Origin of the sequence: Paenibacillus sp. FSL H3-0321 (assembly GCF_038002865.1) — a bacterium.
Taxonomy (GTDB): domain Bacteria; phylum Bacillota; class Bacilli; order Paenibacillales; family Paenibacillaceae; genus Paenibacillus_AQ.
The window spans coordinates 7,275,812-7,288,994 of the sequence record NZ_JBBODH010000001.1 but is presented as its reverse complement, the minus strand read 5'-3'; the positions used below and the strand labels follow the sequence as shown (position 1 = coordinate 7,288,994).

At 48.4% G+C, this 13,183-nt stretch carries 15 protein-coding genes; 2 read left to right on the top strand and 13 right to left on the bottom strand.

Annotated features, from left to right (window positions below; genetic code table 11):
- The 5 genes from MHI45_RS32155 to MHI45_RS32135 all read right to left on the bottom strand — a co-directional run bounded on the left by MHI45_RS32155 (nt 1) and on the right by MHI45_RS32135 (nt 5,453).
- Nucleotides 1-762: an ABC transporter ATP-binding protein gene (locus tag MHI45_RS32155; protein WP_076113036.1), complete on the bottom strand. Its 762-nt coding sequence runs from the start codon at nt 760-762 to the stop codon at nt 1-3.
- A gap of 99 nt (nt 763-861) precedes the next feature.
- Nucleotides 862-2,121 (bottom strand): HAMP domain-containing sensor histidine kinase, encoded by a 1,260-nt coding sequence (locus tag MHI45_RS32150; protein WP_076113035.1) that lies wholly within the window; start codon nt 2,119-2,121, stop codon nt 862-864.
- Entirely contained in the window at nt 2,118-2,801 is a 684-nt protein-coding gene (locus tag MHI45_RS32145; protein ID WP_076113034.1) for a response regulator transcription factor, read from the bottom strand. The genes MHI45_RS32150 and MHI45_RS32145 overlap by 4 nt, the downstream gene beginning before the upstream one ends.
- A 151-nt stretch (nt 2,802-2,952) precedes the next feature.
- Complete coding sequence (locus MHI45_RS32140; RefSeq protein ID WP_083675830.1) at nt 2,953-3,705, bottom strand: cupin domain-containing protein; 753 nt, start codon at nt 3,703-3,705, stop codon at nt 2,953-2,955.
- Nucleotides 3,706-3,860: 155 nt separating this feature from the next.
- On the bottom strand, nt 3,861-5,453 hold the full coding sequence (locus MHI45_RS32135) for a sensor domain-containing diguanylate cyclase (RefSeq protein ID WP_076113032.1): 1,593 nt from the start codon (nt 5,451-5,453) through the stop codon (nt 3,861-3,863).
- Nucleotides 5,454-5,628: 175 nt separating this feature from the next.
- On the opposite strand from MHI45_RS32135, the gene MHI45_RS32130 reads away from it, so the two are divergent.
- Nucleotides 5,629-6,486, top strand: a complete 858-nt coding sequence (locus MHI45_RS32130; RefSeq protein ID WP_083675829.1) for an alpha/beta hydrolase — start codon at nt 5,629-5,631, stop codon at nt 6,484-6,486.
- A 79-nt stretch (nt 6,487-6,565) separates the two neighbouring features.
- Here the strand turns inward: MHI45_RS32130 and MHI45_RS32125 are convergent, their stop codons facing one another.
- From MHI45_RS32125 to MHI45_RS32105, 5 genes are all read right to left on the bottom strand, one after another.
- Nucleotides 6,566-7,120, bottom strand: a complete 555-nt coding sequence (locus tag MHI45_RS32125) for a YfiT family bacillithiol transferase (protein WP_076113031.1) — start codon at nt 7,118-7,120, stop codon at nt 6,566-6,568.
- A gap of 56 nt (nt 7,121-7,176) precedes the next feature.
- A complete protein-coding gene (locus MHI45_RS32120; RefSeq protein ID WP_076113030.1) occupies nt 7,177-7,851 on the bottom strand; it encodes an HAD family hydrolase in 675 nt (224 codons plus the stop codon).
- 102 nt (nt 7,852-7,953) lie between these two features.
- Nucleotides 7,954-8,694, bottom strand: a complete 741-nt coding sequence (locus tag MHI45_RS32115; protein WP_038590140.1) for a GTP pyrophosphokinase — start codon at nt 8,692-8,694, stop codon at nt 7,954-7,956.
- A gap of 202 nt (nt 8,695-8,896) precedes the next feature.
- Nucleotides 8,897-9,931: an HD-GYP domain-containing protein gene (locus MHI45_RS32110; RefSeq protein ID WP_038590137.1), complete on the bottom strand. Its 1,035-nt coding sequence runs from the start codon at nt 9,929-9,931 to the stop codon at nt 8,897-8,899.
- A gap of 159 nt (nt 9,932-10,090) precedes the next feature.
- Nucleotides 10,091-10,552, bottom strand: coding sequence for a hypothetical protein (locus MHI45_RS32105; RefSeq protein WP_076113029.1), 462 nt, complete (start codon nt 10,550-10,552; stop codon nt 10,091-10,093).
- 200 nt (nt 10,553-10,752) lie between these two features.
- Here MHI45_RS32105 and MHI45_RS32100 point away from each other — a divergent pair, with 200 nt between their 5' ends.
- The gene (locus MHI45_RS32100) at nt 10,753-11,058 is read left to right on the top strand and encodes a Dabb family protein (RefSeq protein WP_076113028.1); all 306 of its coding nucleotides are present in this window, start codon (nt 10,753-10,755) and stop codon (nt 11,056-11,058) included.
- A gap of 4 nt (nt 11,059-11,062) precedes the next feature.
- Here the strand turns inward: MHI45_RS32100 and lepB are convergent, their stop codons facing one another.
- Genes lepB through MHI45_RS32085 form a run of 3 tightly spaced genes read right to left on the bottom strand, consistent with a single transcriptional unit; the run spans nt 11,063 to nt 12,877 of the window.
- Nucleotides 11,063-11,557, bottom strand: a complete 495-nt coding sequence (gene lepB / locus MHI45_RS32095; protein WP_076113027.1) for a signal peptidase I — start codon at nt 11,555-11,557, stop codon at nt 11,063-11,065.
- A 21-nt stretch (nt 11,558-11,578) separates the two neighbouring features.
- Nucleotides 11,579-11,980: a DUF4265 domain-containing protein gene (locus tag MHI45_RS32090; protein ID WP_076113026.1), complete on the bottom strand. Its 402-nt coding sequence runs from the start codon at nt 11,978-11,980 to the stop codon at nt 11,579-11,581.
- Between the two features lie 30 nt (nt 11,981-12,010).
- On the bottom strand, nt 12,011-12,877 hold the full coding sequence (locus MHI45_RS32085) for an SDR family oxidoreductase (RefSeq protein WP_439823185.1): 867 nt from the start codon (nt 12,875-12,877) through the stop codon (nt 12,011-12,013).
- Nucleotides 12,878-13,183: the final 306 nt, after the last annotated feature.

Genomic DNA, 13,183 nt, shown 5'->3' with positions numbered 1-13,183 from the left:
TTACCACCCCATTTCAGCAAGAAAGGCATCCAGCTTGTCATGCCTTGCCTGATGCTGCCCTTCGTCATAAGCATCCAGTCGAAGATCACCACAAATCATCCCGTCGCGCAGGTACAGGATCCGGTTCCCGCGCAAAGCCGTTTTGAAATCATGGGTCACCATGACAATGCTTTGTCCGCTCCGGTTGATCCGGGTCATGATATCGAGCACATTGGTGCTTGATGCGGAATTCAGCGCTCCCGTAGGCTCGTCTGCGAATACGATCTTGGGATCATTGATCAGCGCACGCACAATTCCGGCCCGCTGGGCTTCACCGCCGGACAGCTGTGAAGGAAATTTGCCCCATGTGGCCTCCTCCAGCCCTACCTGGCTAAGCAATTGCTTCGCTTTAGCGGTCAGCTCCCGCTTATTCCGGCTCACCAGCAGAGCGCTCGCAAGCATGTTGTCGAGCACACTCATGTTGTCGAGCAGATAGATTTGCTGGAAGACAAATCCGCAATGGTTTCTGCGAAAAATAGCTAGCTGGTCATTGCTCAGCTTGGCAATGTTGGCTTTCGCGAAATGAACTTCACCGAGCGACGGTCTATCCATACCGGACAGTGCATACAGCAGTGTCGATTTGCCCGAACCCGAACTGCCCATGATAATCGTGAAATCCCCTTCCATCAGGCTGATATCCAAATTTTTCAGCACATGCTGCTGTACTCCGCCGGAAGAGAAGCTTTTACATAATTTTTCGGTTCTGAGAATTGTATTCTGCATGAATGGATCATCCTTTGTTCATTAGTAGCCTGCAGATCTATCATACACAATCAATTCTTAATCCTTCTTTGCCGGAACCTTAACTAATCCTTAATTCGTTTACACCAGCTTTAATCGCAGGCTTACCGTAAAACCGCCATCACGATTGCTGCATTCAATCTCCCCTTGCATGCCCTGCATCAGGTATTTGGAGATATAAAGACCGAGTCCCGCTCCGGCCTGACCGGTAATATTTTGTCCCCGGTAGAATTTGTTGAACAGCAGCGGCAGCTCATCCGGGTCTACACCTTTGCCGTAATCCATAATATCGATTTGTAAATAACCGGAGGTTAGGTAAGTAACAACGGTTACCGCAGTATTTGCATATTTATAGGAGTTGCTAAGGATGTTGTCAAAAACCTGCTGCAGTCGCAGCGCATCCGCATAAATCATACACTCCGGGATCGGGTCGTGAAATATCCGGTTATCCAGATCGGCATTTTGCAGGATATCATCCAAGATACTGCTGTATTCCTCAGTTCCTTTAACCTTTAATTCCTGCAGCTCCTCCAGCGTCGCATGAAACATATCCGTTATCATCAGATCTATCTGCTCGGCTTTGGCATTAATCATGTTCAGCTGCCGTATGTCCTTCGCATCCATTGCGCGAAGCAGCATCAGTTCGCTGACCGCCTTAATCGAAGCAACCGGGGTTTTTATATCATGACTGAGGCTGGCCACCAGCTCCTTTTTGCTGCGGTTGGCTTCATATTCACTTTTCCTAGCCGCAGCGAGCTGTTCACGCATAATGTCAAAGCTTTCGGTGAAAACGCCGAACGGATTATTTTTGTTCATGTTGAGCGGAACTTCCAAATTCCCCCTGGCCACGTTCCGTGCAAAACCCTGCAGTTTCTTGAAGGGTGAGATAAAAGCCCGCTGCAAATAAAAAACATAAAGCCCGCCCAATACCAGCATCATGAAAAAGCTGACCGCGATGACCGTCGTCAGCTGGTGCTTGTTCTGCTGGTGCTTTGCGCTGTAATCCTCCCGGATAATGAGCTTGCCTGCCGTCACTCCCTGCACCGTTACGTCAAGGATTGCATCCCTGTTGCGGATGGCATCGTTCAGCCCCGTGAACATTCCGTCCGCCGATTGGTAGCGCAATAAGCCCTCTTGATCCAATACAGCGAATTGCTGCGTGACGCCGCTGTAATCGCCTTGCTCAATCCGCTCCCAGTTCTTCTCAACGGTCTTCAGCACATCGTTGGCCATAACCATATCCAGCCTCATGTCAATGCCTTCCGGGATGATGGACAGCGAAAAAACAACTCCTGCAATAAAAACGGCAAGCATTGTCAGGAGTACCCCCCTGGACCTCATCGCGAATTATCCTCCAGCACATAGCCCTTTCCCCACACGGTCTTAATATACTGCGGACTGTTGGGATCGTATTCGATCTTTTCACGCAGGTGACGGATATGCACATTCAGCGTTCCATCACCGGTAAACGAATCTTCCCATACTTTGGCGAACAGTTCTTCCTTCGGCACCACCCGGTTCTTATGCTGTGCCAAATAACAGAGCAGCTTGTACTCCATGGTTTTGAAGCGGATCTCCTCTCCGTTTACGAGAACACGGGAGAGCTGGGTATCAATCCGCACCTGGCCAAACGCCAGCTGTTCCGCTTGATCCTTGTTACCGTACCGCTTCAGCACAGCCTTTACTTTTGCCAGCAGCACACTGAGTGTATAGGGCTTATGGATGTAATCGTCTCCGCCAATATTAAGCGCAATCAGAATATCATCGTCGCTGGAACGGGCACTTATGAACAGAATCGGGATCTGCAGTGTCCCTCTTAGTTTTTTGCACAGATCAAAACCCGAGCTGTCACCCAGGTTAATATCCAGGAGAATAAGTGACGGTTCATGCTCCTGCACAAACTGCTCACATTCTGCCGCACTGGTTACATAAGCGGTCTGAACCTCAAACATATTTAGATATTCGCAGGTAGTTTCCGCCAGCACGGCCTCGTCGTCGACAATTAAGACATCATATCTCATTTTGCATAATCTCCATCTATCGTTAAAATTTACAAGCCTATAATTCCCTCTCTACGATACCATGAAAATAGAGTCAAAATAAATAAACCCGTCAATTCGACGGGTTCAGGATAGTGCTGAGGCTTCACTTGGTGATGGACGTGAGATAAGTTTACAGATTCTCCGGAGGGTTCACCATATTCTGATAAACCGGATAGGCCTGGGCATAAGGCTGCTGGTGATACTGCTGAACATAAGGCTGGCCATAATAGCCGGGACTGGCGTATGGCTGGTACCCGAAGGAGTGCGTTTGCGGGGCATGCGGAGCATGCATAGGCATGTGAGGAGCCATATTAGGGGCTGCGATATTTTCACCTGCCATCTTTGATGGTTCACAGCAGTCCGCAGGCGGTCCGATAAAGGTACCCGGTTGAAGCGGAGCCAGTGCATCCTTCACTTTAGCTTCGTTAAGACAGTAAGTATGGGCAAGTACATTCGCCGGTGTGAGACTCAGAATGTCCGAACCCAGAATCACTTCCGGGACAGGCGCATTAAAGATAGCCAGCAGATGGGTGCAATCCATGGTTGCGACCTCATAATGCCACCACCCCTGCGGCACATTCGCTACTTGGCCGGGGCAGATCGGGAAATGCAGCAGCTCGTTCGTAAAGGGATTGATTATGGAAACCACTGCCGCACCGGAGATGCAATAGACCAGCTCCGCAGCATTTTGATGATAATGCGGTTCGACGACATTGGATTTGCTGAGGAAAATATCAAGCAAAGACGTGTTATCCAGGGTGTTCAATTCCTTAATTGACAAGGTATTGATATAGTTGTTGGCATCCTTCTTAAACGTTGTATTGCTGTTTACATCAAAAGTAAACTGTGTATTGGGAGACTTGTAATCCATGTATGACGTCACTTTGCAATCCTTCCCTTCTGCTGACCGTTTTTTATTCGTTCTGCAGTAGGATATGTATCCGCCCAGGCCCAGGTGACGACTTTCTCACTCCAAGCCCAGGAATAAAATCGCCCCATGGATACAGCTTATTAAATTTCCGCAAAAATGCTGCGACCTTATTCACCGGCAATAATGGTCCGGTTTCTGCCTCTATTCTTGGCTGCATATAGCGCCCGGTCCGCCTGTCCAAGCAGTTCTTCCAGCGAAACGCCGTGAGTGGGATAATGGGCTATTCCCTGTGAGGAAGTTACCCGCATAGCCAGAGGAACCTCGCTTTTCTCCAATGTCTTGCGGATTCTTTCGGCGACGATATAAGCATCTTCAGCCTTTGTCCTTGGAAGCAGCACTACAAACTCTTCTCCGCCGAAACGGCAGCATACATCTCCTGGACGGACATTGGCGCTGATAATTCCGGCTACCTGGCGCAGCACCTCATCACCAGTCAAATGACCATACGTATCATTCACAAATTTGAACTTGTCCACATCCAGGACGATCAGGGAAAAAGGCATTCGCGCGGCGATCCACTGATTCATACTGATTTCCAGTGATCTGCGGTTCACAAGCCCCGTCAGCAGATCGGTCATCGCCTCCTGGGCCAGTTGATCATTCTGCTTCTGGATATCTTTCCAGGCCATAACGACTGCTTGGGTCAGCAGATCCGCTTCCCGGTTCCAATGAGGTTTCAGTTCAGGCACCTTCATATTGTCTTTGCCGATCCTGTTCACCAGGTCAGCTAGAAACACAAATGGCTTGGCCAACTGGTGGGCCAGCAGAAAAACAAAAATCAGCAAAATTACAAAAGGAATAATCGTATAAGCAAGAATCTTGCGCATATGGGCCATTAATTGTTCCTGAATGAAATCCACAGGTGAAACGACAACAATTCCCCAGCCATTCGCCGGAACGGCGGAAAAGCCGGCTAGCATGGACTGCCCCTTTACATTTAGCGCCTCCATTTGCCCGCTTTCACCTTTCATCAGCTTCTGTACCACCTTATTAGCGCTAACATCTTCATTCATCCGCTCTTTATCGGGATGGAACAGCACATGCCCTTCAGAGCTGACGATGTAGTAATAAGAGCCGGAATCATCTATGTTATTATTCCCGAAAATCATATTGAGGATATTGAAGTCCTGCAGATAGACGGTGCCTCCGAGCACTCCAAGATATCGCTTGTCTTCGCTGTACAGCGGCTCACTCATAAAGAAAAGCATTCTTCCCGTTGAGGTGGTGGTGTACGGTGCGGATAAATATGAGTTTTTTAACCGCAGCGCTTCCTTGACTGGAGCAGATACTATCGGTTGCCCGACGATCCCCAGCGATGCAGGTGAATTGTTAAGAACAACGCCGTCAGCGCTTATCACGATTATCGAATTAAAATAGTTGCTGCTGTTGCGCATTAGCTCTAAATAGTGGTCAATAGCTCCCGGCTGTGATGTCTCAAGCTTGGAAATCTGATCTGCGCTATACAGCAGACTGCTGCGCATGGAACGAAAAAGTGAATCTACTGTCTTGCTCATTCTCTCGGCATTGGACAGATTCAGATTAAGTGTAGTTTCCATCAGTGATCTTTTCTTAGATTCATATGAACCGATGAGTAAAATCGTTGTTGTGAGCAGAAACACGAGTGTTACCAGGGCAATAAGCAGCCAAGTCAGACTAAGCTTCTTTTTGGACCGGGCATCTGCTCCCCGTGGTAAAGGCATTCCTAAACCTCCTTGTATTCGCGAGCCTATTTGTACTAATTATAAACGATTGCGAAACAGAGTCTACACGCATACTTTTTTCCATTTCCTGCACCTGCCGGCACATCTTTCGCCCGCCTTCAGGGTATCCTTCTCAATGTCGGATGTATAAACCAACAGCAGGAGGTAAACGCATATGATGTGGATAAAAAACAAACTCACGCTAGGCCTGACCGCTGCGTTCCTGATCCTGCTAGTACTTCAGCCGCTGTTGGCCGGACAAGCTGAAGCTGCTGCTGCAAAAGGCAAGCCTGAAGCCAAGCAAAGTCTTACCTTCGTACTTGTGCACGGGGCATGGGTGGATGCCAGCTTCTGGGATGAGACGGCAGCAGAAATGCGCAAAATGGGACATACCGTGTATACGCCGGAATATGCCGGCCATGGCGGGGACAAGAATACGCAGGTTACTCATGAGCAAGTAACAAAGTCAGTGGCAGATTTCATCAAGCAGAAAGATTTGCATGAGATAATCCTGCTTGGGCATAGCTTTGGGGGCTCTGTGATCCAGAAAACCGCCGAGCAGGTTCCGGACCGGATTAAGCTGCTCGTTTTTTTTGACGCCTTTGTGCCTCTGGACGGACAAAGTGTTGCGGACCAATTCCCCGCTCCCGTCCAGGAGCTGTTCGGAAATCTGCTGAAAACGTCCGGCAACAATACGATTATGCTGCCCTTTAGCCTGTTCCGTGACGTATTCGTCAATACAGCCACACTTGAGCAGGCACAATCCCTATACCGGAAGGTTATTCCCGAGCCGGCAGGTCCGGCATTTCAGAAACTTGACCTTAAGAAATTCTACAGCTTACAGCTGCCTAAAAGTTATCTGTTCCTGACGGAAGATGCCGTGCTGCCTCAAGGGGCTTCCGGCTGGCATCCCGGCCAGTCCAGCCATTTGGGAATGTTCCGCTATATTGAAGGCACCGGTGATCATATGACAACCGTTCACACAGATCCTCGGGAAATTGCCGATAAAATCGTTCAAGCCAGCCGGGACTAAGACATCCGCGGCCGGACAAAATTAAAGAGCAGGCGGCGGGAAGTATTCCCCGACCACTTGCTCTTTTTAATTGAGCCGATTACCAGCCACTTCGAAGTACCAATGAGCTGATTTGAGCGGTATGATGACGGTTATGCCATACATATCTTTGGACTGCCGCATCCAGCGTCATTGTCCCGAGTCCCAGGCTTACAAAGGTTCGATTATAGTCCGCTTCGTCCAATGAATCCAGCAAAAGCGCAAATCTACCGTTGAGGTGCTTCAGCAGCTGAAGAGAAGATTCAATGGGCTCCTCCAGGTAATCGCTTTGTTCCGCCCATAAGTCCTGCCGGTACGAAGGTATCTCGGGGGCATCCTCAGTCAATCCCCGCTTAAAACGCAGATAGGCATACATATTCGTATCTGCCAGATGATGCACCACTTGCCGTACGCTCCAGCCGCCTGGCCGGTAGGGTGTGTTCAACTGCTCCAGTGTCAGCGGCTCTACCGCTTTGCTTAAGATATCCGCCAGCTGGCGGATATCTTGAACCGACTGATTCCGTGCTTCGCCTGTCCGGCATTCTGCCGCTTCGAACCTTCCTATAGGGTAACGCAAACGATCTACTTCCTGATCTGCTGATGTATAGCTATCCATAATTGTCCATCTCCTTCCGGAACGGCCTCTCCTTGACGTGCATCAATCGCGCAGCTTTATAGCAGCTCGTAAAACTCATCCAAATTCTTCACCGTATAATCCGGCTTCACCTCATGGTTCCAGACCTCTTGATTCCGGTTAAGCCAGCAGGCCTTAATGCCTGCTCTTGCCGCTCCCAGCACATCTGAAACAGAATCACCAATATGGATAATCTGTCCGGGCTCTACACCATAATGCGCAATAACTTCGCCAAACATCCGGTTATGGCTGTCATTCTTATACGACAGGTGCTCTTCTGAAGTAAACAGCCTGATTGGGTAACTCTTGTAGAAATCGGGAAGCATCTCCACATCTGTATCGCTGACAATACACACTTGATATTCTCCGGTAATCCGCTGCAAAAAATGCTCCGTCTCCTCATACAACTCGGACAAACGGTGTTCGGCAAATAAAATATCTACAGCCTGCAGGTAATCATAATCCATCGCCTCCTGCTGAAACACTTTCTGGAAGCAGTCGCTGTATATCTCTTTGCTGGTCCAGTAGACCCCGGAATCGCGGATTGTTGTTGCAGCCTTGTAATAGTGGCTTAACAGCAGCCCGCCAAGCTCTGTCGCCCGTTCCTCGCTATAGCGCTCCTGCAGGATCGGCCTCCACACATTTCCCGTCCGGCCCTGGATATTTACCAGTGTCTGAAACATATCCAGGCTAATTACTTTGTAAGGTTTCATGAACTTCCTCCTACAGATTAAAGCGTGCCGCTACGAACACTGCCGGTGAATTCCAGTAAATATGTGTACATGCTATACGCATCAGCACTGCTTAGACTATGACTAATTCCCTAACAGCTTGATGAAATCGGCGGGCAGATGTAATTGCTGGTTGTTGAGGATGATCCGGCGCAATTCTTCAAAGGAATCGTCCTCCTGGGCGTCTTTAATTTCCTGAATCTCGCGGTGCAGGCGTTCCATTTGCAGGTCGAGATCAGCTGCTTTATCAGCGGCTTGTTTGAGTTCGCGGGTCAGATGTTCAGGTACCGACTGGCTGTATTTATAGAAAATTTTGTGCTCAAGGCTAGCCCAGAAGTCCATCGCAATCGTACGGATCTGCACTTCAACACATACCAGCTCTGTGCAGTCCGACAGAAATACCGGAACCTCCACAAGCAGATGCAGGCTCTGGTACCCGTTTGGTTTCGGATTCTTAATATAGTCCTTAACCTCAAGCACCTTCAGATCATCCTGCTTCTGCAGCATTTCACTGACACTGTATATATCCGAGATAAACGAGCAGGTGATTCGCAGGCCGGCGATATCCTTGATGCTTGATTTCACGGCAGCCAGCGAAAGTTCGCTGTTCTTGCGCAGCATTTTACTCATAATGCTCTCCGGGGATTTGATCCGTGATTTGGTATGCTCTATCGGGCTGTAGTCATGAAGGATCTGAAACTCCTGTTTCAAAATTTCAATCTTGGTCTCCATTTCCTCCAGAGCGAATCTATAAATCATCATAAAGCGGGTCAATTCGTGTTTGATCTGTTTTAAATTCTCCATCTGGTTGTTGTCGACATTCATATTTAGTTCTCCTCTTCTAACTTCTATAAGTCCCGCATGTCCATTCGGCTGCCGATCCTTATAGTAATCTTTCATTCATCATAGCCAATCTACCGGCTGAATTCAAATCCGGCGGTACACAAAAAGGCTATCCGATGGGGTCTGCTACAGACCGGTCGGATAGCCTTTGCTATAAGCTGGCTTAGTGATACACCTATACCGTTTAGATAAATACCTCTTCAACCGACAGGCTGCGTTCCCGTGACAAATCTCTGAACGTTTCATTCACTTTTACCAGCGGCTTGAACAGATCCAGCGGATTATTCATCACGATAGTACCTATTTCCCCGTTGCTGAGCCGGACATTCTTGCCTACGAAGCCTGGCAGCATATGTCCTGTAAGCGCCTGTACTACATTACCGTTCAGCTTGCCGAAGCCCATCTCATGCACTTGGCGCAGCACAGTAACCAATCCCTGTTTGGGCTGGTTCAGCCGCGAAGTTGTAAGTCCCATGTAAATGTTAGCTACAGTGACGATTTCGGTATACGGGTGAATTTCACCTTTACGGATCATGTTCGGATAACCTGAACCATCCTCAAACTCATGATGCTGCAGCGCTACGAGTGCCGTACCTTCATCCTTCATAGAGCTGCGAATGATATCGTAGCCGTGGGAAGTATGGCGTCTCAGCTCGTCCTCCTCGATAGCGTTCAACAGTCCAACTTTATTCAGAATGGACAAAGGTACCTGGCTCTTGCCGATATCATGCAGATAGCCGGCACGGCTGATCATGTACCGTTCCTCTTTGGAATAGCCAAGCCAGGAAGCAATATAATAAGACAGCATCCCTACCAGCAAAGAGTGTTGATAGGTGTCAATATCGTCCCGGTCAAGCAGGAGCAGCAGAGAAACCACATCTTTTTGCGCATCCAGTGTTTCCAGCAGCGGCCGCAGTGTGCCGTCCACCATGGACGGGCTAAAGCTGCCCTGAGCCAGCGCCTCCATAAAAATAGATTCGTAATTTTGTATCGCGAGATCAAAATCCTCATTCAAACCGTGGGTTAAATCCGCATCTTCCCCATCACGGGACAGCAAGCGCGCCTCAATATCCACATAATCTATTTTGTGCCGCATCAGGATGGTAATTTCCTCCCGTTCTACGACAGTTCCCTTAGGGAGAACATGCAGGCCCAGACTATTGAAAGTGTCCGTGATAAGGCAATCGCCATTTTTGAGATCTGTGACATGTACTTTCAAGTATCAGCACCCCTTCTTATGTACAGGAATCAATAAATTCCCAGAGCTTTACTTGATCATAGTCAAAAGTGCTCAAAGTAACAATATGGTGAAAGTCGCATTCACGCCGCCGGCATAGTTCAAATGAATCCCCTACTTTAGCCACCCACCGGTATGATTTTACATCCATTTTAAAAATCTTTTGTATTTTAGCTGGACCCCGTTTACTTCAGCCCAGCTGGTCAACCCCTTCATCGCCTGCTCCCGGTCATCCATAAATCTGAAGCATAGATTGACAGGTACGATACGTTTGCCTCTTGGTATGATACCGATTAAAGGACCATCAATCATAATCCACTTAATCTCTCTCGGCAACAGCCTTCTATTTCGGAGAAAGATGGACTCTCTCCCCCATTTAATTTTAGTTGCCTTCCGCAGCGATTGAAACATAAAAAACAGCAGCAACAAACCGCAGACGCAGAGCCAAATTACTACGAAATAACTCAGTACCGGGTGAGGATGAGCCGTGTTAGATGAATTTATATAAATCATTTGAATTTCGATGGCGATCAGGAAAACCATACCCAGCATTGATCTTAAAGCAAAGGGAAATTTGATGTTTGTTGCAAAAGTATCCGGCATAATGTACTCCTTTCACGAGACCTGTGTTGTATACTGAAACTGCTCTTCACAAAACTAAGCGTTTGCTTCCAAAACAGTTTTGCGATGAAGTTAAACCATGGAGCGATTGCTCACAAAACTAAGCGTTTGCTTCCGAAGGCGTTTTGTGATGAAGTTAAACAAAGGAGCGATTGCTCACAAAACTTTCAGGAGGTTGTAAAATGTTCGAGCATCTCGTTATTTTTAAATTTAATGAGCATTATGAACCACAAAAAGAAGCGCTGCTGGTGCAGACACTTCTGGGTTTAAAGGACCAAATACCGGGAATCGTGGCACTTACGGCAGGTGTGAATGTCACGGAAGAGACTGAGAATATGCATGGATACACACTAGGGCTTCGCGTGACCTTTGCAGATCAGGAAGCCCTCCGCCAATACGGGCCGCATCCGGCACACCGCCATTTTGTTGAACTGCTAGAGGGGATTATTGAAAATGTCGTAGTCGTTGATTATCCCATCGCTAAGTAACGGGTTAGAACAGATCACTGATGTCGACGAGCATTTTGCCGATCAGCTTATCCTTGGCCACAAAAGGCGTCGGCCACAAATGGGCATCATAGCTGACATTCCGGTTGTCGCCGAGGAAAAAGTAATGGTCTGCAGGGACGGTGACCGGCCCGAAAGTATAGTTCATCGTTTCCTTAAGATACGGCTCGTCGAGCTTCTCCCCGTTTCTGAACAAAGCTCCATCTTTAATCTCAATAGTGTCTCCCGGTAATCCCATCAGCCGTTTGACGTATTTTTTCTGCACACCCTCTACTGGCGGAATAAACACAACAATATCGCCATGCTTCAGCGTGGTCAGCCAGAGCATTTTCTCTACGACAAGACGGTCGTTAACCTCGATCGTTGGATCCATTGAATCGGTAGGCACACGCATCGCCTCGGCAACATAAGTACGGATAAATAAGGACAGGACAACCCCGATAAGGATGCTGGGCACCCATTGCTTCAGAAACTTTTTCATTTGCCACCTCAGTTGATTAGTTTAGAGTTCAAATTGTTCAATAATTCTGGCCATTTCGCCTTCAACATCAATTCCAGAGTTATGGGGCATATGGATGACAAGCAAACCTCCGAAGATCTGCTCCGTTCTCCCCTCGTCGTCCTTGATGCGCTGCTTTATATCCCGGATTTCCTTCGAGCTTGCCGCTTCCTTGCTGAGCAGCCAGGCATATCTTCTGAACCCGGATTTCTCCACCGTCTCCACGTAATATGAAATACCCTGCTTCTCTTTCACTCTGATGATGTCGCCTAGCGCGATACCCGGGTTAAAGATCGGTGTCTCTTCAATGCGGTATTTATCCCGCGCTACCGGGGTCACATCAAGGATTTCAATCTCACGGCCAAGTTCGTCGAAGCATATGTGCAGCCCCACAGTATCCGGCATGGTCACACCTCAATTCTTATGATGTAAAGTTTATTTCAGTTTTGCGAGCGACCGGGCGATGATGCGCTCCAGCGTTTTCCAGGGCAACAGCATTTTACCGAGAATCAGCGTTCTTGTCCCTTTCCCAACGGGATAGCGGAGCTTCGGTGCGGACATTGCGGCAATACGCCCGATCAGCTCAGCCACCTGCCGGGGATCGGGAGCCGTCTCTGCGGTTCTCCGGGAATAACGCAGCACCTCTTCCAGCTTCTCCTTGTACGGTGAATCGGCCAGGCTCTGGATTCCCGCGATCCCTTTGCCCCAGATAGGCGTACGGAAAGATCCGGGCTCCACCAGCACAACCCTGATGCCAAATGACAACAGTTCCTGGCGCAAGCTCTCGCTGAAGCCTTCAACCGCGAACTTTGAAGCGGCATATGGCGCATAACCGGGAAATCCGAACCGTCCGCTCACGCTGCTGACATTTATGATAGTGCCCGTCTGCTGCTTGCGCATCAGGGGAATGATGTTCTTGGTGACCTCCACCAGACCAAAAAAGTTGGTATCCATCTGCCGGCGCCACTCCTCCATACTTACTTCCTCCATAAAGCCGCCGACAGCAAAACCTGCATTGTTAACCAAAACATCGACCCTGCCGTACTTCTCAATGATCTCCGGGACAGCCGACTCTATGGATGCCGTATCTGTCACATCCATCGTCACTAGATGAATTCGCCCTAGAACTCCAGCTTGCTCAGCCTGTTGCACCAGCTCGTCTTTGCGGCTTAAATCCCGCATAGAAGCGATAACCTGATACCCTTTCTCCGCAAGGGTAAGCGCGCTGAGCATCCCAAACCCGCTGGAGGTTCCAGTGATGAGCGCTATTTTGTCATAGGGTTGTTTGTTAGTGTGAATCACATCTACCTCCTGCTGTTCAATGTTGATCAAGCTTCAGTATACAGCAAGCCAGATTCATCGACGTCCTCCTTGTATATTCTTTCACTCATCATATCATAGAATAGGTTATATCTGGAAATGTAGTTAAGCAAGTAGACCCGGCTTCGCCGTCCTCAAAAGGACGGTATCCGTTTCAGCGAGAAATAGAGGATAATTTATTGCGTGGAGCATATAAATTCATATATTTTCAATAAAACGAACTGGCGTTCCACTTCGCTCTTGACTATCCACTAATTTCAAGCTATAGTGAGTAACAAATATATACGT

Excerpts from the sequence above, each read along its gene's own strand:
- MHI45_RS32155 (WP_076113036.1), bottom strand. The coding sequence starts at position 762 with ATGCAGAATACAATTCTCAGAACCGAAAAATTATGTAAAAGCTTCTCT.
- MHI45_RS32150 (WP_076113035.1), bottom strand. The coding sequence starts at position 2,121 with ATGAGGTCCAGGGGGGTACTCCTGACAATGCTTGCCGTTTTTATTGCA.
- MHI45_RS32145 (WP_076113034.1), bottom strand. The coding sequence starts at position 2,801 with ATGAGATATGATGTCTTAATTGTCGACGACGAGGCCGTGCTGGCGGAA.
- MHI45_RS32135 (WP_076113032.1), bottom strand. The coding sequence starts at position 5,453 with ATGCCTTTACCACGGGGAGCAGATGCCCGGTCCAAAAAGAAGCTTAGT.
- MHI45_RS32130 (WP_083675829.1), top strand. The coding sequence starts at position 5,629 with ATGATGTGGATAAAAAACAAACTCACGCTAGGCCTGACCGCTGCGTTC.
- MHI45_RS32125 (WP_076113031.1), bottom strand. The coding sequence starts at position 7,120 with ATGGATAGCTATACATCAGCAGATCAGGAAGTAGATCGTTTGCGTTAC.
- MHI45_RS32120 (WP_076113030.1), bottom strand. The coding sequence starts at position 7,851 with ATGAAACCTTACAAAGTAATTAGCCTGGATATGTTTCAGACACTGGTA.
- MHI45_RS32115 (WP_038590140.1), bottom strand. The coding sequence starts at position 8,694 with ATGAATGTCGACAACAACCAGATGGAGAATTTAAAACAGATCAAACAC.
- MHI45_RS32105 (WP_076113029.1), bottom strand. The coding sequence starts at position 10,552 with ATGCCGGATACTTTTGCAACAAACATCAAATTTCCCTTTGCTTTAAGA.
- MHI45_RS32100 (WP_076113028.1), top strand. The coding sequence starts at position 10,753 with ATGTTCGAGCATCTCGTTATTTTTAAATTTAATGAGCATTATGAACCA.
- lepB (WP_076113027.1), bottom strand. The coding sequence starts at position 11,557 with ATGAAAAAGTTTCTGAAGCAATGGGTGCCCAGCATCCTTATCGGGGTT.
- MHI45_RS32090 (WP_076113026.1), bottom strand. The coding sequence starts at position 11,980 with ATGCCGGATACTGTGGGGCTGCACATATGCTTCGACGAACTTGGCCGT.